This window comes from Variovorax sp. GrIS 2.14, assembly GCF_046115955.1.
In the GTDB taxonomy this organism is placed as follows: domain Bacteria; phylum Pseudomonadota; class Gammaproteobacteria; order Burkholderiales; family Burkholderiaceae_C; genus Variovorax.
In genome coordinates this window covers 93,586-112,688 of record NZ_JBJXIA010000002.1, presented here as the reverse complement: position 1 = coordinate 112,688, position 19,103 = coordinate 93,586, and the positions used below count along the sequence as shown (strand labels likewise).

Sequence of the window (19,103 nt, the reverse complement as noted above, 5' to 3'; positions counted from 1 at the left end):
TTTCGGAGTCGAACCCGCCAAACGCCTTTTGTGTAGCGCGAGCACGATCGACATCAGGAAAGTCATGAATCTCATCGAAACCCTCGAGCAGGAAGAAATCGTCCGCCTCGACAAAAAGATCCCCGTTTTCATGCCCGGTGACACGGTCATCGTCAGCGTGAACGTCGTCGAAGGTACCCGTAAGCGTATCCAGGCCTACGAAGGCGTTGTGATCGCCAAGCGCAATCGCGGCCTCAACAGCGGCTTCACGGTGCGCAAGATTTCGAGCGGCGAAGGCGTGGAGCGTACGTTTCAGACCTACAGCCCGCTGATCGCCGCCATCGAAGTCAAGCGCCGCGGTGACGTCCGTCGCGCCAAGCTGTACTACCTGCGCGAGCGCAGCGGTCGTTCAGCACGCATCAAGGAAAAGCTGCAACTTCGCAGCAAGACTGCCGCACCGGCAGCCGCGGCGCAATAAGCAGCCTGCAGGCATTTGTTCCTGTGCATCGAAAAGCCGCCGTCATGGCGGCTTTTTGCATTGGCGCCTCGATTGACCGGACGCGACGGCAGTCTTCGTCGTTGCGCGCTATGGTTGGTGCGTTCTGTGACCTCGGCGTCTTTTGTGCCGTTTCAGGCGCTCACCATCTAAGCCGATCCCTATTTTTTTCCATGCAATCCGACCCTATCGAACCGATCAACGCGGCGCCTTTCGTGCCCATGCCATCGTTCGATCCACGCACCGTGCCCGTTATGGCCGTCGACCACCATTTGCCCGTAGTCGCTGCGTCGCAGCTGACAGACCTCGCGTTGCGTGCGCGCTTTGGGACGCCGCCGACCTGGTCGCCTGAAGTGCGGCGCGAGCCGCGCTTTGCCGACCGCGTGCCGGCTCAGGCAGCGGTGCTGGTGCCGATTGTCATGCGCGAGGTGCCGACGGTGCTGCTGACCGAGCGCACGACGCATCTGTCGACCCACTCCGGCCAGGTGGCGTTCCCGGGTGGCCGCGTCGATCCGGAAGACATTAACGTCGCCGCGGCGGCGATGCGCGAAGCGTGGGAAGAGGTCGGATTGGAGTCGCGTTTCATCGAGGTGCTGGGCAGCTTGCCAACTTACACCACTGGCACTTCTTTCATCATCACGCCAGTGGTCGCGCTGGTGAAGCCGGGGTTCGAGCTCACCATCAACCCCTACGAAGTCGCGGACTCGTTCGAAGTGCCGCTGGCGTTCCTCATGAACCCTGCGAACCACCGTCGTCACAGCATTGTGTGGCAATCATCCGATGGCGAATCGCAGCGGCGCGAGTGGTTCTCGATGCCTTACCAGGACGGTGCGCACGAGCGCTTCGTTTGGGGCGCCACGGCCGGCATGCTGCGCAATCTCTATCGCTTCATGATCGCCTGATAGCCGTTGTCGCAAAAGCCCTCGTCGCTATCATCGAAGGATGAGCTTTTTTGCCATCCTGTGCGCGTTGCTGATCGAACAGGTGCGGCCGCTCACCTTTCATAACCCGATCTACGGCGGCGTGCTCGCCTGGACGCGCTGGATCAGCCGCAATTTCGACGCGGGCAAGCCGCATCACGGGTGGATCGCATGGGCCATTTCCGTGTTCGTACCGACGCTGATCGCACTCGGCGTGCACTGGCTTTTGGTGCTCACCCTGGGCTTGCCTTTTGCCGTACTGTGGAGCATCGCGGTGCTTTATGTCACCTTGGGCTTTCGGCAGTTCAGCCATCACTTCACCGGCATTCGCGATGCGCTCGACGATGGCGATGAGCCGCTCGCCCGATCGCTGCTGGCGCATTGGCAGCGTGTCGACGCAGCAGACTTGCCGCGCAGCGAAATCGTGCGTCATGTGATCGAGCATTCGGTCATTGCTGCTCACCGACACGTGTTCGGCGTGCTGGCGTGGTTTTCGATTCTGGCCGCGTTCGGACTCGGGCCGGCCGGCGCCGTTTTCTATCGCATGAGCGAGTTCGTGGCGCGCTACTGGGTGCACAAGAGCGGCGCGACGAACCAGCCGTCGAGCGTGTGGGTGCAACAGGCGGCGCACCGTGCGTGGGGCGCCATAGACTGGCTACCGGCGCGAATCACGGCGCTCGGCTTCGCGGTGGTCGGCAGCTTCGAAGAGGCGATCGATTGCTGGCGCAACGACGCGAGTCGCTTCCCCGATGCGAACGACGGCGTGATCCTGGCGGCGACGTCGGGCGCAGTGAATGTGCGGCTCGGTGGCGGTACGCTGAGCCCGGTGCCGATCACCGATCCGTTGCAGCGCGCCCAGGCCGGCGACCCTCTGCTGAGCGCGCGCAGCTTCGACAGCGGAAGCACGCCGGGCCGCGAGCCCGAGCCGGCGCATCTACGCAGTGTGGTCGGCCTGGTGTGGCGATCGGTCGTGATGTGGATGGTGTTGCTGGCGCTGTTGACGCTGGCGCGCCTGCTTGGTTGACCGCGTTGGGCGCGCCGAAGTCGGGCTTCTGGAGCCCGCGCATCGCGGCACTGCAGCCGTACGTGCCGGGCGAGCAGCCGCGCATCGACAACCTCGTCAAGCTCAACACCAACGAGAACCCGTACCCGCCGTCACCGCTTGCCATCGATGCGATACAGCGTGCGTCCGAAAGCGGGCTGGAGCGCTACCCCGATCCGACTTCGATGGCGTTGCGTGAAGCCATCGCGCATCGACATGGGTTGAACAGGCAGCAGGTTTTCGTCGGCAACGGATCGGACGAAGTGCTTGCGCACGCGTTCTTTGCTTTCTTTCAGCAGGCTGATCCGCTGCTCCTTCCCGACATCACTTACAGCTTCTACAAGGTGTACGCGCAGCTCTATGGCATCGCCTGCGAGCTGCAGCCAGTGGATGATGACCTGCGTATCGACGTCGATGCGCTAGCAGCGCGCGCGCAGTCTGTCGACGGCTGTGCCGGCATCGTCATAGCCAACCCAAATGCACCGACCGGCATCGGCCTGCCGCTCAAGCGCATCGAGCAATTGCTGATGGCCTGCCCGCATCGCGTCGTGCTGGTCGATGAGGCCTACGTCGACTTCGGCGGCGAAAGTGCATTGCCGCTGGTGGCGCTCTATCCGAACCTGCTCGTGGTGCGAACTTTGTCGAAGTCGCACTCGCTGGCCGGATTGCGTGTCGGCTTCGTCTGCGGACAGTCGCATCTGATCGAAGCGTTGACGCGCGTCAAAGACAGCTTCAACTCGTATCCACTCGATCGCCTCGCGAGCGCTGGCGCCGTCGCGGCGATCGAGGACGAGCGCTACTTCGAATCCACGCGCAAAGCGGTGATGGACACGCGCGAGGGCCTCAGCTTGCAGCTGGAAGACCTGGGCTTCGAAGTGCTGCCGTCACAAGCCAACTTCGTCTTCGTGCGCCATGCTGATCACGATGCAGCCATGCTCGCTGCCGCGCTGCGGGAACGGGCCGTGCTTGTGCGCCATTTCGCGCAGCCGCGCATCGACCAGTACCTGCGTATCAGCATTGGCACGCGCGATCAGTGCAGCACGCTGATCGATGCGCTGCAGACCGTGCTCGGCTGATGTCCTGCGCCGGTCTCGGTGTCGATCATGGTCGCCGCTACGGTGGTCGCTGGATCGCTGCCTTAGTGTTCGTCGTCGCGTGGCTGTCGCTGTGGGCGAGCGCGGCGCATGGGGCCGAATGTCCGCCCGCGCCGAATCTGGCTGCAGGTCAGCTGACGCCGACGCTGGGCGAACCGCGCGATCGCGGTTTTCTTTGGCGCATCAGTGCGGCCAGCCACACGTCATGGCTCTATGGAACGATCCATATCAACAAGCAGGACTGGGCGTTGCCGGGACCAAAGACTGCTGCGGCCTTGCGCGCCAGCAAGACGCTCGCGCTGGAAATGGACGTCGACGATCCTTCGATCCAGCAGCGATTCGCGAAGCTCATCTCGCGCCACGCTGGCGACGTGCCGACGGCGCTCGTGCCGCGGGTGAATGCGCAGCTGACACGCGTTTGCCTGCCCGAAACCTTGGTCGGACAAATGCACCCCTCGATGTTGCTGAGCACCATCGAATTGATCGGCCTGCGTGCCGATGGCTTGTACTTCGAGTACGGTGCCGACCAGATGCTGGCCGGGCAGGCACGCGCCGAACGCAAGCCGATCGTCTCGCTCGAAACGCCGGAGGTACAGGCCGCTGCGCTGCTTGGTCTGGATGCGGTGGTCGACGTCGACGAGATCACGGATGCGCTCGACGCGCTGGAAGGAGATCGCTCCAAAGCCTTGACCCGAACGCTGCTGACGACCTGGGCGGAGTCGGATTTGTCCAGACTCGAAAGCTACGCACAGTGGTGCGATTGCATGACCACGCCAAAAGAGATCGCCGCGATCAGGCGCTTGATCGACGACCGCAATCCGGCGCTCGCTGGTGCCATCGATGCGCTGCACAAAAAAGGCCGCAGCGTATTCGCCGCGGTGGGCGCGCTTCACATGGTCGGGCCCGCCGGCCTGCCAGAGCTCTTGCGCCAGCGCGGCTACCGGGTGGAGCGCGTGGCGTTCGCATCGGGTGCGGCTGTCCTACCGCGCGCCGCTCCTAACTCACTGCCTGGTCAGTAGCGCGTCTGGCTCAACTCGGCAAACAATTCGCCGTATATCTTGTAGCGAGTCGCGCTGATGGCGCCCGGTTTGTCGGCGGTTTCTACATTCGCAATGACACCGCAGCCCGGTTCGTGCAGATGCGTGCAGTTGTAGAACTTGCAGTTGTTCGCGTGCGCGGCGATATCGGGCATCAGGCCGGTGAGCTGCGTCGGCGAGATGTGATGCAGGCCGAACTCCTGGAACCCCGGCGAGTCGATCAGTCCGGTGGTGTGGTCGGCATCGACCCAGTACCAGGTCGTGCTGGTGGTGGTGTGCTTGCCCGAATTCAGCGCCTGCGAAATCTCGCGGGTCAGTGCGGTGGCGCCGGGCACCAGCAGGTTGATAAGCGTGCTCTTGCCCGCACCCGAAGGGCCGAGTACCAGCGTGGTTTTACCGGCCAGCAACTTCATCAGCGATTCGCGATCGGCCTCGCCCGATGCCTTCAGAGACAACGGCAGCACGCCATGCTGCATTCGCCGGTAAGGCAACAGCTTTGCCCAGGCGCGTTCGAAGGGCAGCGCCAAGTCGCTCTTGTTGAGCGCGATGATCGGTGTGATGCGCTCAGCCTCGGCAGCGATCAACGCTCGCGCAAGTTGATGCTCTGAAAAATCAGGCTCGGCGGCGATCAGGATCAGCACGTGGTCGAGGTTGGCCGCGAACGACTTGGTGCGGATCTCGTCTTGCCGATAGAAGAGGTTGCGACGCGGCAGCACCTGCTCGATGGTGCCTTCGTCTTCGGTCGCTTGCCAGCGCACGCGGTCACCGACGACCGACTGGCTCTTCTTGCCACGCGGGTGGCAAATGAGGCGTTCGCCCTCGGGCGTTTCGACGAGGCAGTGACGACCGTGGGCAGCGATGACGAGGCCATCGCGCAGGGTGGCGCCGCCGGGAAGATCGCGTGGCTGCTTAGCCAATGGCGCGATACCTGATATGGCTCATGCAGCAATTCTCATGCGGTGGAAGCGGTCGACAGCAGCGCATCGGCTTGGCGGGCGCAGTCGAAGTCGGTAGCTGAAAGCCCGCTCACGTCATGTGTGTTGAAGCGCACCACGCATCGGTTGTAGTGCACCGACAGATCGGGGTGATGGTCTTGCATGTGGGCGATGAGGGCCAGCGCATTCACGAACGCCATCGTCTCGAAGTAGTTATTGAAGCTGTACGTCTTTTCGATGACGACATCCGCGCCGTCGCCGCTCAGCTTCCAGCCGGCGAGCTTCGACAGGCTGGCGACGATCTCGGTCGCAGTCAATGCTCTGCGCGGCAAGACTTTCCAATCTTTGGGTTTGAACATGCTGTTGCTCATGGTGCGCTTTCAGGGTCAGGCTGTTGCCGGCACGAGCGCCATGCGTTGCAGGCGCTCGGAGGCGGGCGGATGCGAATAGTAGAACTTGACGAACACCGGGTCAGGCGTGAGCGTCGAGGCGTTGTCCTGATAGAGCTTGAGCAGTGCGGCAGACAGGTCGGCGCCACTGCTTTGCGAGACGGCATACGCGTCGGCTTCGAACTCGTGCTTGCGCGACAGGCGTGCCGACAGCGGCGCCACGAAGAAGCCGAAGACCGGCACAGCGATCATGAAAAGCAGCAGGGCCAACGCGCTGTTGGGCGAACCCATGTTGGGCTGCACGCCCAGACCGGTAAAGAACCAGCTCTGCAACGAGACCAAACCCAGCAACGCGAAGCCTGCGAGGCTTAAGGCGAACATGGCGACCAGTCGCTTCACGATGTGCTTGTGCTTGAAGTGTCCGAGTTCGTGTGCGAGCACGGCCTCGACCTCGGAGGCGCTCAGCTGGCGTAGCAATGTGTCGTAGAACACAACGCGCTTGCTTGCACCAAAGCCGGTGAAGTACGCGTTGGCATGCGCGCTGCGCGTGCTGCCGTCCATCACGAACAGGCCTTTGGCCGCGAAGCCGCAACGCTTCATCAACGCGGTCACGCGCGCCTGCAGCGTCGGGTCGTCGAGCGGCTTGAACTTGTTGAAGAGCGGCCCGATGACGCTGGGGTAGATCAGCATGAGCAGCAGGTTAAAACCCATCCACGCGCACCAGGCCCAAAGCCACCAGAAGGTGCCGGCTGCGCCCATCAGCCAGAGGATCAACGCAGCGATGGGCAGGCCGATCACCGTGCCCAGCACCGTCGACTTCACTGCATCGGCCAGCCACAGCTTGAGCGTCATCTTGTTGAAGCCGAAGCGCTCTTCCAACCTGAAGGTTTGCCAGAGCGTGAAGGGCAGTTCGAGCAAGCCACCGATCGCCGCGAACGCGACGAGCAGCGCCAATTGCTGGGTCATGCCGCCGCCAAGCCAAGCGAGCAGCAGCTTGTTGACCACATCGAGGCCACCGAGCAGCGTCCAGCCCAGCAAAATTACGACGCCCCACGCCATCTCGATCAAGCCGAAGCGCGACTTGGCGATGGTGTATTCGGCCGCTTTCTGGTGCGCCGCGAGGCTGATGGTTTGAGCGAACGGCGTCGGCACGTTGTTGCGGTGCCGGGCGACGTGGCGCATCTGCCGTGAGGCGAGCCAGAACTTCACGAGCAGGCCGGCAACCAGCGCAGCGGCGAAGGCGACAGTAAAGATCATCGATGAGGACATGGGCCACGAGTTTAGTCCCCGCACCTGCGCCTCGCAGGCCATCGGTGACAATCCCCCGATGCCTGAACCTACTGATTCGACTGGTGCTCCGACCACTGCTGCAACTGCGACACCGACGTCCGCCGCAGCGCCCGTAACGCTTAAAAAGAGCGACCTGAACCTGGTGTGGCTCGATTGCGAGATGAGCGGCCTCGATCCGGAAAAAGAGCGCTTGCTCGAGATCGCCGTTGTCGTCACCGGTCCCGATCTGACGCCTCGGATCGAAGGCCCCGTGCTGGTCATTCACCAGACCGACGAAGTGCTCGACGCCATGGATGCGTGGAACAAAGGCACGCATGGCCGTAGCGGCCTGGTCGACAAGGTGAAAGCGTCGACGCTCGACGAAGCGACGGCCGAGCAGCAGATGCTCGAGTTCATCTCTAAATACATTCCCAAGACCAGCTCGCCGATGTGCGGCAACACCATCGGTCAGGACCGGCGGTTTCTGGTCAAGTACATGCCGAAGCTCGAGGCGTACTTTCACTACCGCAACCTTGATGTCAGCACGTTGAAGGAACTGGCCAAGCGCTGGAAGCCGAGTGCGTACAGCAGCTTCAAGAAGCAGCAAGCGCACACCGCTTTGGCCGACGTGCACGAGTCGATCGAAGAGCTGGCGCATTACCGCACCACCTTTCTGCGTTTGACCGACTGACGATTAGGTAAAAACCCGGAGCCATGCGATAATCGATGGCTTCGCTGCGGTGAGCCTTTGGTGGCAACGGCAGCGTCTCTTGCATCTCCCTGTCTTGCACACCGCGCCCGATTGCTTTCGGTAACCAGTTTCTCTGGTTCCGGCTGCAAATCAAAAAGGCCGCAGCCCTGGCGAAAGCCTCTGCTGAATGTCGTTGGATGGTTGATGTTTTTAACCACCAACGGAGCGCCGCTTACGGCAGCGCTCGCGTATGAAGATTGAATCATGACCGACGCTTTTGAAGCGCAGGGCGAATTCGCGCCTGTGCAATCCACTGAATTTTCCGTTGCTCCCGACACCGTGTCGGAAGCACCCATCCTGGAAACACTCGACGCAGTCGCGCCGGATGTCGAACCAAACAACGAAATCGCTACCGCTGCTGATGAAGCAATCGTGGAAGCGCCTGCGCTGCCGAACGGCTTCGTCCGTCTCGGCCTCGCACCTGAACTGATCGCCGCCGTCGCCGACCTGGGCTTCACCCAGCCGACCACGGTGCAAGACAAGGTCATTCCGCTCGCCATGGGTGGCGATGTCGATCAAAACGGCGCTGCACGTTTCGTCGACCTGATGGTGTCGAGCCAGACCGGCAGCGGCAAGACCGCCGCTTTCCTGCTGCCTGTGCTGCACACGCTGCTCAAGCGCCAGGCAGAGGCCGAAGCCGAAGCCAAGGCCGAGTTTCAGCGCCAGGCCGCTGAAGCTGCTGCCCGCGGTGAAGCGCCGCTCAAGAAGCCGAAGCGCAAAGACCCGACCAGCAACCGCAACTTCAAGGCTGCCACGCCAGGCGCCTTGATCCTGTGCCCGACGCGCGAACTCGCGCAGCAGGTCGCACACGACGCCATCGAGCTGGTCAAGCATTGCCGCGGCCTGCGCATCGCCAACGTGGTGGGCGGCATGCCCTACCAGTTGCAGATCGCCAAGCTGCAGAACGCCGACCTCGTCGTCGCTACGCCAGGTCGTTTGCTCGACCTGCAGCGCTCGATGCAAATCAAGCTCGATCAGGTCAAGTTCCTGGTCGTCGACGAAGCCGATCGCATGCTCGACCTCGGTTTTTCCGACGATCTCGCAGAAGTGAACCAGCTCACGATCGGGCGTCAGCAAACGATGATGTTCAGCGCGACTTTCGCGCCGCGCATTCAGCAACTGGCCCAGCGCGTGATGCGCGAACCCCAGCGCATCACCATCGACAGCCCGCAAGAAAAGCACGCGAACATCAAGCAAGTGCTGTTCTGGGCCGACAACAGCCAGCACAAGCGCAAGCTGCTCGACCATTGGTTGCGTGACACCACCATCAACCAGGCGATCGTGTTCGCCAGCACGCAAGTCGAGTGCGACGGCCTCGCCGCCGACCTGCAGCAAACCGGCTTCAGCGCCGTGGCATTGCATGGCGCGCTGAGCCAGGGCCTGCGCAATCGTCGCCTGATGGCACTGCGCCAGGGCCAGGTGCAGATCCTGGTGGCAACGGACGTGGCCGCACGCGGCATCGACGTGCCGACGATCACCCACGTCTTCAACTTCGGCTTGCCGATGAAGGCCGAGGATTACACCCACCGCATCGGTCGTACCGGCCGTGCAGGGCGCGATGGTTTGGCCATCACGTTCGCCGAATTCCGCGATCGCCGCAAGATCATGGACATCGAGCAGTACAGCCGTCAGCAGTTCAACTCCGAGACCATCCCCGGTCTGGAACCGCAACAGCGCATGCCGCAATCGCGCCCGCCGATGGGCGAGTTCCGCGGCGGTGCCCGCGACAGCCGTGACAACCATTCGCGTGACCGCAAGTTCGGCGGCGGTGGTGGCGCTGGCGGCCATCGTGGTGGCTTCGGCGGCGGCAATGGCGGCGGCTTTGGTGGCGGCAACAGCAACTACGCTGGTGCGACCGGCTTCAACGACCGCGCTCCGCGTGGTCCGAGCGCACCGGGCCCGCGTGGCAACTACCAGGGCAACATTGGCGGCAACAGTGGCTTCGGCGGCGGTAACAATGCCGGCTTCGGTGGCGGCGCTCGCGAAGATGGCGGCGGCTACGGTCGCAAGCCCGGATTCGGCGACGGCGCACCGCGCGGTGGTGCTGGCGGTGGTCGCAGCGAGGGCTTCGCGCCCCGCGGCGCAAGCGCTGGCCACGGTGGTGCCGGCAAGGTGTTCGTTCCTCGCGAAGCTGCCAAGCGCGCTCCGTTCAAGCCGACGCGCTAAACCGAATGTCAGCGCCTGCAATGGCGCTTGATCGAAAGGCCCGCCCTCGCAAGACGGCGGGCCTTTCGTTGTCTACTCAACTCGCATGTTGCAAGCCGTTCATGAGTCCGGTGCGTGCATGGCAGTTGATGTACTCGTAGCGCTGCTCGTCCGCCTTCAAAACCGAGACCTCGTGATACACGCGCAGCTTGACCTGGAACTCGAGCGCCTGCACGTAGCGCATGAAGCCGCCGAAGATCGCCACGTGCGTCGGATGCGATTCGGCCCAGCGTTCCATGTCTGCCAATGACCGCCAATAGCTGAGACCGAACGACTTTTGCAGTGGCGCACCCGCGGCGTCGAGATGGGTCATGTAGCGGTTGCTGTAGCAGCCGATCGACAAACCCCGGTCGCGCAGAAAGTCCATGCCTTCGCGCAACACGGGCTCCATTTCTTCGACATACATCGTGTGTTCCGTGCCCGCGGTGTCGGTCCATTCCTGACCGGAGCGGATCATCGCGATGTTCTGGTGACCAGCGACTTGAACGCGCTGGCCTGGCAGCGGCGCACCGGCCACGATCGCGCGCCAGCCCGACGGCGACATCGCATCGGTCTGCGACAGTGGAATGCGGTCGCGCATCGAGCCCCAGTAGCCGTGCTCCTGCAGTTCGCCGCTGAGTTTGCCCATGACCATGCCGACGCCTTCGAAGCGATCGGGCGTGTTGAACATGGTCTCGTAGTGCTCGACACGCGGCGATGCGATCTCGCGAAAGTAGCCGAGCCCTTCGGTGAGCCGCACGTCGTCGTACCACCATGCATCGATTGCGGGAGTCGCGCACCAGCGTGCATGGCTCGCCGTGTCGTTCCAGTACGCGATGGCGATCATATTGTCGAAGCCATCGGCATCGACATAGTGCGTGAGGTCGTGATGACCCGGTCCGTCGGCAAGCGCGAAGCCAGCAGCGATCTTCATCAGTGCGGCGCAGGCTTTGCCCTGCATCGCGACGCCGCGCGACTGCACGCCGAAGTAGCCCATTACGACCTGCGTGACCGACGGCGCGGCACGCGCCGACCACACGGGATAGGGCGGTGCGTAGTCGTCCTCGACCCGGCGATGCCGTGTACGCGGACACTTCAAATGCTCTGCGATGGCGGATTCCATGAGTTGCTCCGTGGCTCGGTTGCGGTCAGGCAGCGAGCGGGACGCGCGCGCCTGGCGAGGTGGATTCCGCGGCAACGGCGGGCGAAGGGGCGACCGGCGCAGCCACCTCGAACGCACCCGATTCGCGCTCGGCCGTCCGCTCGAAAACCACCGCCTCACGCCGTGTCTTGTTCAACAGCAGGCGCGTGACGTCGGGTCGCGAGTAGTGCCCGCTCGGGTCCCCCGCCGCCTTGGCGAGCGAGATCATTCCGAGTTCGATTTCGGCGATGACCAGGCCTTCCTGGTCTTCCGGGAGATTGGTTCCCATTGGCGAGCCGTCCGGGCCGTAGATGCGCGCAAAGCCGCCTCCGGTGAGCAGCATCTGCTTCTTGCCCGCGTCGGTGCAGAGCAGGTCGCTCATCGCCGGCGACACGGTGGCACAGGGTGCGATCACGAAGCACTGGCCTTCCGCCGCATAGACCTGGCTTGCCGCGTTGTTGACCTCGGCTCCAAGCGCGTATGCGCCGCCGCGGTAGAGAGAAAAGCTCGGCCATGCGCCGCAATGGATCTGCTCGTTCTGCGCGTACATGGCGTACTTGCTGAGCGGTTGCAGATGCTCCCAGCAGCAGAGCGAGCCGATATTGCCGATCGCTGTTTCGCACACCGTCAGGTCGGAGCCGTCGCCTTCGCCGAACACCGTGCGCTCGACGTGCGTGGGCTTGAGCTTGCGGCGCGTCTGTACCGTGTTGCCCTGGTCGTCGATCAGCATCTGCGCAATGTAGAGGCTACCGCCAGCTTTCTCGCTGTAGCCTGTGGACAGCCAGATCTTGTGCTTGCGCGCCGCATCGCGGAGCCGATCGAAGTCGGGTGAGCCGACCACCAGCGAGTTGTCGTTGTAGCGCTGCACGAACTGCATGCCCCACGCTGGTGAATCGAGCCAGATCCACCACGGATAGCCGGGCAGCCAGGTCTCCGGAAACGCGATGAGCTTGACGCCTTGCGCGGCAGCGTCGGCCATCAGGTCGATGGTCTTGTCGATGGTGCCGTCGAGGTCGAGGAACACCGGCGCCGCCTGCACGGCAGCGACGCGAAACTTGGGATGGGCAGCACGGGGCATGTTGGTTTCTCCTGGCGGGTTGGAAGGATCGGCCGCGCCGTGCGCTTCGGGTTTGCGCGATGGCATGCGGGTTGCTTGAAGCGTAAGTTCGCCGCCAGCAAACACTTTGTCCGACACGCGCGGCGTTCTTGTTCCAGCGTGGCAGAACGCATTTCGAGAACGCACTTCTGGACCGCACTTCGGGAGTTACCCATGAATCAATTGCTCAGCACCGACGCGGTTCCCCGCAACCAGCGACTCGCGTACTGGACCGACATGATCTGCAACGTCTACGTGCAGCTCGGATGCGATCCGGTGCGCCCGGACGAGGCAGGCAATTTCGAAGGCAGCATCCGGCAGCACACGCTGCCCAGCCTCGACGTGTCGGTGGTGACGTCGAGCGCACAGAACGTGACACGCACCGCAGGCCATATTGCGCGCTCGTCGGACGATTATTTTCTGGTGAGCATCCAGGCGAAGGGCAAAGGGATGGTGCGGCAAGACGGCCGCGACGCGGTGCTGTCGGCCGGCGACTTTGCGCTGTACGACAGCACTCGGCCCTACGAGTTGCGCTTCGACGATGCGTTCGAGCAGATCGTGCTCAAGCTGCCGGGCGAGCGTCTGCGCAGCGAACTGCGCAACACCGAAACACTGACCGCCACGACGGTGTCCGGCCGTGAAGGCGCCGGGCACCTGTTGCTCGGCATGATTCGGACGCTGCGAGAAGACATCGACACCTTGCAGCCGGCTTCAGCGCTCGCCGTGGCCAACGGCGTGCAGAGCATTCTTGTCGCGGGTCTGCAGACCTTGCCGGCGGCGCGCGCACCCGGCCTCAGCAATCTGACGGCCTATCACTTGGCTCGCGTGAAGCGCCGCATCGACGAGCAACTGGCCGACCCGACGTTGTCCGTGAGCAGCCTGGCCGCCGAGCTCGGTGTGTCGGCCAGCCACATCCATCGGGTCTTCAAGAGCGAGCCGCTCACCGCCTCGCAATACATCTGGGAACGCCGGCTCGAAGCATGCAGCAAAGACCTGCTCGAGCCACGGCTGGTCGGTCGGCCTGTGGGCGAAATCGCCTATGCGCGAGGCTTCAACGACGCTGCGCATTTCAGCCGCGCGTTCCGTGAGCGCTTCGGTTGTTCACCGCGCGAGTGGCGTAATTCACGGATGCAATGATGCTGATGCGCACAGCCCGCTTTTAGCCTTCAGCCGTGCGAAAGTTCCCTATTTGTAACCGATATGTAACTGACAATCCGGGCATGACACAACCCGACCAACTCACAGATCAAGACCTCATCGCGCGCACCTTGAACTGGCGCCGCGCGGTCATGCATGGCGACGAGGGGGCACGTCATGTGGCGCAAGCGCACGAGGAGGAAGCGCGACGTCGCTTCGCCGGCGCGACGACCATCAACGGGACGTTGGAGGCGTTGGAGCCAAAGCGCAAGCCGTTGTGGCAGCGGCTGCTTCCTTGATGTTCAGATGAGCTTCAGCGCAGCACCAGCACCGGCAGAGAAGAGTGCGTGAGCACATGCTGCGTCTCGCTGCCCAGCAGCAACCGCTTCAACCCCTTGCGGCCATGGGATGCCATCACGATCAGCTCGCTGCGATGCTTGCGTGCCGCGCGGATCACCGATTCGGCCACCTGATCGGAACTCATGGTCGCGGTCTTGATGTCCACGCCTTTGGCCTTGGCGGCCGTAACGATGTCGTCGAGCACGGCTTGCGCGGAATCGGCCCAGCGCTTTTCGGTGGTTGCGATCTCCTCGGCAGAAAACGCCATCGCGCCATCGAGGTAGCTCGTCGGATAGCGCGGCACGACGGTCAGCGCGACCAGTTGCGCGTCGTGCAGCGCCGCCAGCGTGATGGCAGCGCGCACGGCCTTCTTCGACAACGTAGAGCCGTCGGTGGCTACAAGAATGCGTTTGAACATGGATCGATCCTCAAGTGTCTGGCGCGATCTTGCGGCCGAGCGATGTCATCGGGTTTGACGCACATCAAAGCCGCCGCACCTTGAGCGTCTGCCTCGACCAGTAAGGACCGTCGAGCCGGTCGAGCCGTACTTCACCACCAGTCGAAGGCGCATGCACGAAGCGCCCTTCACCGACGTAGATGCCGGCATGCGTCGGCCGTCCGCTTCCGAAAAGCACCATGTCGCCGGAGCGGAGTTCGCGTGTCGCTACCGGATCGCCGAAGTCGGAGAGTTGCGCCACCGTGCGCGGCGGCGCGGCGCCCATGCGGGAGCGGTAGACATAGCCGATGAGGCCGCTGCAATCGAAGCCGCCTTCGATCGTATTGCCACCGTATCGATAGGGCGTACCGACCAGGCCGAGTGCATGGATCGCGATGTCGTTGGCTTGCTCCGATGACAGCGCGGCGCGTGGCGCGCGGGGCGCTGAAGTTTGCTGACTGCCACAACCCGCGAGCAATGCGGCGGCTAGGAGAAGCGCCGAGCCGGGAAGCCGCCGCATAGGCGTCATCGAACGAGCGCCATCAGGCGAGATGCTCGGCCAGCACGCCTTGCGCCGACACATAGCGGGTCGGAGGCGCGATGCCGAGGCGTTCGCGCGCTGCGGGGAGCGGCTCGTGCAAAAGCAACTCGTAGTCTTCACCCAGTAGCCACGCCGCCTTGCGGCCGTTGCGCCAGCCTTCGATCACCGCACGCGCGAACACGGAATTTCCAGTCACGCGCAGACTCTTCAAGGAGGCAGCCAACGCAATAAAGGCCCAGCCCAGTCCGCCCGATTGGGCGAAGCTGAACGCGACCAGCGCCGCTTCACCCAGACTCTCGTCGGCCTTGTAGCCGGTGAGCACGTGCCAGATGTCGTGCACGTCGCGCGTGCGCCTTGCGCTCCATGCGTAAGGGTCTTCGACCAGCGGCTCACGGTTGAGATTGGATATCTCTGCCAGACCGGCGGCGCTGTATCCGGTTCGTTCAAGAAACGCGCGGTACTCGGCGCCGACGGTGCCCGGCGCAAAGCTCGCGATGAAGGCCGGATCGGAGAATCGCTCCGCTAGTTCGACGCGGCGGTAGGCAAGCTTTCTGCCAGCCGGCGTGTGCATCAAGCGAGCGTAGTTATGGCGCGGTACCGGGCCGTTGAGCGCTCGCATGATGACGAACACCTGTGTCGTGTCGTTGCCATCGGCGAGCAGCTTGCGAATGGCGCCGAACGCTGTCGGGAAGTCGCGTTTGTACGGTGTGGGAGATGCTGAAGTCGTCATGGTTTTTTCTTGAACAGCCCACAGCGCAATCACTGAGAAGTCACTGAGGAGACACTGTGCAGTCTCGCGGTCTCCGGGCAGGACTTATTTTCACCGCCCCAACGTTGCGGTGGAAGACCGTCAGGCTGGGCATTGCTGGTTGACTTCCGCGCGCACCATGCCCAGAATCGGTCCCGCTCCGGGGTGCACGCAAGCGCGTGCTGAGATGGTCAGTCCGAACCCGCGAACTTGATCTGGTTCATACCAGCGTAAGAAGAGCTGCGACTCCCCTGTGTGCCCGTCCGCCGATGACGGGCGCCGCCCCGGAGCCATCGCGGAGCACCCGTTGTCTTGCAACCAGGAGTGCCCCGCATGAATGCCATCGACAAGTTCGCGTCTCTTCTCGCGCTCACCCGCGAACCCTTTCCCGCTTCCACCAAAGGCGTCATCGCCGGCAGCCGCCCAGACCTCAACGTGCCGGTGCGCGAGGTGGCGTTAACCAATGGCGAGCGCGTCTCGCTCTACGACACCTCCGGCCCTTATACCGATGCCACGATCGACATCGACGTGCGCCGCGGACTGCCGAGCGTGCGCGATGTGTGGGTGGCCGAGCGCGGCGACACCGAAAGCTATGAAGGCCGCCTGCATCTGGCGCTGGACGACGGGGCGACGCATGCCGACCGCGATGCCCAGCGCATTGCCGAATTGCGTGCCGGCGCCGCCTCGCTGCAACGCACGCCACGGCGCGCCCGCACCGGTGCCGGCCAGAGCGGCAACGTGACGCAGATGCACTATGCGCGGCGCGGCATCGTCACGCCGGAAATGGAATACGTCGCGCTGCGCGAAAACGGCAAGCGCGAATGGATGGCGCCGTACATGGCCGATGCCGCGCGCGAAAAACGCCTCGCCGGCAACCCGATGGGCGCGCAGATCCCGAAGATCATCACGCCCGAGTTCGTGCGCGACGAAGTGGCCCGTGGCCGCGCCATCATCCCGGGCAACATCAACCATCCCGAAGTCGAGCCGATGGCGATCGGGCGCAACTTCAAGGTCAAGATCAACGCCAACATCGGCAATTCGGCAGTCACCTCGAGCATCGAGGAAGAAGTCGAAAAGCTGGTGTGGTCGATCCGTTGGGGCGCAGACAACGTGATGGACCTGTCGACCGGCCGCAACATCCACACCACGCGCGACTGGATCGTGCGCAACAGCCCGGTGCCGATCGGCACCGTGCCGATCTATCAGGCGCTCGAGAAGGTGAACGGCGTGGCCGAAGACCTCACCTGGGAGATCTACCGCGACACGCTGATCGAGCAGGCCGAGCAGGGCGTCGACTACTTCACCATCCATGCCGGACTGCGCCTGGGCTTCATCCATCTGACGGCGGGGCGGCGTACCGGCATCGTGTCGCGTGGCGGATCGATCATGGCCAAGTGGTGCATCACGCACCACAAGGAAAGCTTTCTCTACACGCACTTCGAAGACATCTGCGACATCATGAAGGCCTACGACGTGAGCTTTTCGCTGGGCGATGCGTTGCGCCCGGGCTGCGCATCGGATGCCAACGACGAAGCCCAGTTTGCCGAACTGCACACGCTGGGCGAGCTCACGAAGATCGCCTGGAAACACGACGTGCAGACCATGATCGAAGGACCGGGCCACGTGCCGATGCACTTGATCCAGGCCAACATGGACGAGCAGTTGAAGACCTGTCACGAAGCGCCGTTCTACACACTCGGCCCGTTGACCATCGACATCGCGCCGGGCTACGACCACATCGCCAGCGCGATCGGCGCGGCCATGATCGGCTGGGCCGGCACCGCCATGCTGTGCTACGTCACGCCCAAGGAACACCTGGGCCTGCCGGACCGCGACGACGTGAAGCAGGGAATCATCGCCTACAAGATCGCAGCCCACGCGGCCGACGTGGCCAAGGGCCATCCCGGCGCACGGGCGCGTGACGATGCGCTGTCGCAGGCGCGCTTCGACTTTCGTTGGCAGGACCAGTTCAACCTCGGTCTCGACCCCGACACCGCTCGCGAATTCCACGATGAGACCTTGCCCAAGGACAGCAGCAAGGTCGCGCACTTCTGTTCCATGTGCGGCCCGAAATTCTGTTCGATGAAGATCACGCAGGAGGTGCGCGAGTTCGCGGCACTGCGCGGCCTGACCGAAACACAGGCGCTCGATGCGGGCATGGCCAGCAAGTCAAGCGAGTTCAAGGCAGCCGGCGGCGAGCTCTACATTCCGATCGTGCCGCAGGCCTGAGTGGCGCCTTCCATGGCGCACGCCAAAAGCATGGGCATCGCCGGTGCCGGGCTGCTCGGGCGCTTGCTCGCCTGGCAGCTGTCGCGCGCCGGCCATGCGGTGACGGTGTTCGATCCGGCCGACGACGCGGTAGCGCGCTTCAACGGCCAGGGTGCCGCCGGCTTCACCGCGGCCGGCATGTTGAGCCCGCTGGCCGAACTCGACAACGCGACCGCCGACATCGCCGTGCGGGGTCTGCGTTCGATCGGGCTTTGGCGCGACATCGTGCGGCAGCTTCCGGGGCCGCCGCACTTCGCGGAACGCGGCAGTCTGATGCTCGCGCACCGCGCCGACAAGGGCAGCGCCGAGCGCGTGCTCGCCCGCCTTGGCAACCACGAAGTCGCCGGGCTGATGCCGGCAGAGACTCTCGATGCAGCCGCATTGGCAGTGCTCGAACCGGCGCTCGCCAGCGTGGCGCATGCATGGCTGCTGCCGGGTGAAGCGCAGATCGACGCTGCCGCCGCGATGGCGGCACTGCACGACGGCGCGGCCGGTGTGCGCTGGTGTTGGCAGCGCCGCGTGACCGACCTCGAGCCCGGCGCCCTGCACGTCGAGAGACTCGGCTGGCAGCGCTTCGACACGGTGTTCGACGTGCGCGGCGTGGGCGCGCGGCCCGCCTTGCCGGTGCGCGGCGTTCGTGGTGAAACTGTCTGGCTGCATGCGCCGGGACTCGGGCTGACGCGGCCCGTCCGACTGCTGCATCCTCGGCACCGCGTCTATGTCGTGCCGCGGCCCGGCGACGTCGTGATTGTGGGAGCGAGCGAGATCGAAAGCGAAGACCGCTCACCGGTGTCGTTGCAAAGCGCGGTCGAGTTGATGGCCGCGGCGCACAGCGTCTTGCCGGCACTGGCCGAAGCACGCATCCTGCGGCTCGACCGCAGCCTGCGACCCGCATTACCGGACCATGCGCCGGTGGTGGAAGTGCGCGACGGACTGGTGCGCATCAACGGACTGTTCAGGCATGGCTGGCTGCTGGCGCCAGCGTTGGTGGAAGAGGCGCTTGCTGCATGAACGACATGACTGACATGAACGACCTGAACCGCGTGACCGACGCCACCCAAACCGACATGCATACCGGCACGCCAATCGCAACGATCACCGTGCAACTCGACGGTGCACCTCGCGAAGTCGCTGCCGGCACAACGCTGGCTGCATTGATGCAGTCGCTGGGCCACGCGCCGCTGGCCATGGGCACGGCCATCAACGGCGACTTCGTGCCGCGCGGACAACGCGACCGGCGCGTGCTGGAAGGCGGTGATGTCGTGCTGTTTTTTCAACCCATCGTCGGCGGCTGAGCCGCG

General features: G+C 63.8%; 20 protein-coding genes and 1 riboswitch. Of the genes, 12 read left to right on the top strand and 8 right to left on the bottom strand.

Going from position 1 to position 19,103, the window contains the following annotated elements:
• The first annotated feature begins 64 nt into the window (after positions 1–64).
• The 5 genes from rplS to RCH10_RS04290 all read left to right on the top strand — a co-directional run bounded on the left by rplS (position 65) and on the right by RCH10_RS04290 (position 4,550).
• Complete coding sequence (rplS, locus tag RCH10_RS04310) at positions 65–457, top strand: 50S ribosomal protein L19 (RefSeq protein WP_187052653.1); 393 nt, start codon at positions 65–67, stop codon at positions 455–457.
• Between the two features lie 191 nt (positions 458–648).
• A complete protein-coding gene (locus tag RCH10_RS04305) occupies positions 649–1,377 on the top strand; it encodes a CoA pyrophosphatase (RefSeq protein WP_409051430.1) in 729 nt (242 codons plus the stop codon).
• Between the two features lie 40 nt (positions 1,378–1,417).
• The gene (locus RCH10_RS04300) at positions 1,418–2,419 is read left to right on the top strand and encodes a CobD/CbiB family protein (protein WP_409051429.1); all 1,002 of its coding nucleotides are present in this window, start codon (positions 1,418–1,420) and stop codon (positions 2,417–2,419) included.
• Between the two features lie 5 nt (positions 2,420–2,424).
• Positions 2,425–3,513, top strand: coding sequence for a histidinol-phosphate transaminase (gene hisC, locus RCH10_RS04295; RefSeq protein ID WP_409051694.1), 1,089 nt, complete (start codon positions 2,425–2,427; stop codon positions 3,511–3,513).
• Positions 3,513–4,550: a TraB/GumN family protein gene (locus RCH10_RS04290; protein WP_409051428.1), complete on the top strand. Its 1,038-nt coding sequence runs from the start codon at positions 3,513–3,515 to the stop codon at positions 4,548–4,550. The genes hisC and RCH10_RS04290 overlap by 1 nt, the downstream gene beginning before the upstream one ends.
• On the opposite strand, the gene rsgA is transcribed toward RCH10_RS04290, so the two are convergent.
• The 3 genes from rsgA to RCH10_RS04275 are packed head-to-tail and all read right to left on the bottom strand — an operon-like array spanning position 4,544 to position 7,161.
• Positions 4,544–5,494: a ribosome small subunit-dependent GTPase A gene (rsgA, locus tag RCH10_RS04285; RefSeq protein ID WP_323496712.1), complete on the bottom strand. Its 951-nt coding sequence runs from the start codon at positions 5,492–5,494 to the stop codon at positions 4,544–4,546. The genes RCH10_RS04290 and rsgA overlap by 7 nt on opposite strands.
• Before the next feature lie 26 nt (positions 5,495–5,520).
• The gene (locus RCH10_RS04280; RefSeq protein ID WP_323496566.1) at positions 5,521–5,862 is read right to left on the bottom strand and encodes a 4a-hydroxytetrahydrobiopterin dehydratase; all 342 of its coding nucleotides are present in this window, start codon (positions 5,860–5,862) and stop codon (positions 5,521–5,523) included.
• Positions 5,863–5,889: 27 nt separating this feature from the next.
• Positions 5,890–7,161: a M48 family metallopeptidase gene (locus RCH10_RS04275; protein ID WP_409051427.1), complete on the bottom strand. Its 1,272-nt coding sequence runs from the start codon at positions 7,159–7,161 to the stop codon at positions 5,890–5,892.
• Between the two features lie 58 nt (positions 7,162–7,219).
• On the opposite strand from RCH10_RS04275, the gene orn reads away from it, so the two are divergent.
• Both orn and RCH10_RS04265 read left to right on the top strand, forming a co-directional pair.
• On the top strand, positions 7,220–7,852 hold the full coding sequence (orn, locus tag RCH10_RS04270) for an oligoribonuclease (RefSeq protein WP_409051426.1): 633 nt from the start codon (positions 7,220–7,222) through the stop codon (positions 7,850–7,852).
• 264 nt (positions 7,853–8,116) lie between these two features.
• Positions 8,117–10,078 carry a DEAD/DEAH box helicase gene (locus RCH10_RS04265; RefSeq protein WP_409051425.1) on the top strand — a complete coding sequence of 654 codons (1,962 nt, stop codon included), beginning with the start codon at positions 8,117–8,119 and terminating at the stop codon, positions 10,076–10,078.
• A 76-nt stretch (positions 10,079–10,154) separates the two neighbouring features.
• On the opposite strand, the gene RCH10_RS04260 is transcribed toward RCH10_RS04265, so the two are convergent.
• Complete coding sequence (locus tag RCH10_RS04260) at positions 10,155–11,219, bottom strand: phenylacetaldoxime dehydratase family protein (RefSeq protein ID WP_409051424.1); 1,065 nt, start codon at positions 11,217–11,219, stop codon at positions 10,155–10,157.
• A gap of 25 nt (positions 11,220–11,244) precedes the next feature.
• Entirely contained in the window at positions 11,245–12,315 is a 1,071-nt protein-coding gene (locus RCH10_RS04255) for a carbon-nitrogen hydrolase family protein (protein ID WP_409051693.1), read from the bottom strand.
• A gap of 192 nt (positions 12,316–12,507) precedes the next feature.
• On the opposite strand from RCH10_RS04255, the gene RCH10_RS04250 reads away from it, so the two are divergent.
• Together RCH10_RS04250 and RCH10_RS04245 are read left to right on the top strand one after the other, a co-directional pair.
• Entirely contained in the window at positions 12,508–13,470 is a 963-nt protein-coding gene (locus RCH10_RS04250; protein WP_409051423.1) for a helix-turn-helix domain-containing protein, read from the top strand.
• Between the two features lie 83 nt (positions 13,471–13,553).
• On the top strand, positions 13,554–13,769 hold the full coding sequence (locus RCH10_RS04245) for a hypothetical protein (protein WP_187052642.1): 216 nt from the start codon (positions 13,554–13,556) through the stop codon (positions 13,767–13,769).
• A gap of 14 nt (positions 13,770–13,783) precedes the next feature.
• On the opposite strand, the gene RCH10_RS04240 is transcribed toward RCH10_RS04245, so the two are convergent.
• The 3 genes from RCH10_RS04240 to RCH10_RS04230 form a co-directional block, all read right to left on the bottom strand.
• Positions 13,784–14,227 (bottom strand): universal stress protein, encoded by a 444-nt coding sequence (locus RCH10_RS04240; RefSeq protein ID WP_409051422.1) that lies wholly within the window; start codon positions 14,225–14,227, stop codon positions 13,784–13,786.
• A gap of 64 nt (positions 14,228–14,291) precedes the next feature.
• Positions 14,292–14,765, bottom strand: coding sequence for a C40 family peptidase (locus RCH10_RS04235; protein ID WP_409051692.1), 474 nt, complete (start codon positions 14,763–14,765; stop codon positions 14,292–14,294).
• A gap of 22 nt (positions 14,766–14,787) precedes the next feature.
• Entirely contained in the window at positions 14,788–15,516 is a 729-nt protein-coding gene (locus RCH10_RS04230; RefSeq protein ID WP_409051421.1) for a Coq4 family protein, read from the bottom strand.
• Between the two features lie 169 nt (positions 15,517–15,685).
• Positions 15,686–15,788: riboswitch (TPP riboswitch) on the top strand.
• A 79-nt stretch (positions 15,789–15,867) separates the two neighbouring features.
• On the opposite strand from RCH10_RS04230, the gene thiC reads away from it, so the two are divergent.
• Genes thiC through thiS form a run of 3 tightly spaced genes read left to right on the top strand, consistent with a single transcriptional unit; the run spans position 15,868 to position 19,097 of the window.
• Positions 15,868–17,763: a phosphomethylpyrimidine synthase ThiC gene (gene thiC, locus RCH10_RS04225; RefSeq protein ID WP_409051420.1), complete on the top strand. Its 1,896-nt coding sequence runs from the start codon at positions 15,868–15,870 to the stop codon at positions 17,761–17,763.
• Between the two features lie 12 nt (positions 17,764–17,775).
• Complete coding sequence (locus RCH10_RS04220; RefSeq protein WP_409051419.1) at positions 17,776–18,813, top strand: FAD-dependent oxidoreductase; 1,038 nt, start codon at positions 17,776–17,778, stop codon at positions 18,811–18,813.
• Complete coding sequence (gene thiS / locus RCH10_RS04215) at positions 18,810–19,097, top strand: sulfur carrier protein ThiS (protein WP_409051418.1); 288 nt, start codon at positions 18,810–18,812, stop codon at positions 19,095–19,097. The genes RCH10_RS04220 and thiS overlap by 4 nt, the downstream gene beginning before the upstream one ends.
• Positions 19,098–19,103: the final 6 nt, after the last annotated feature.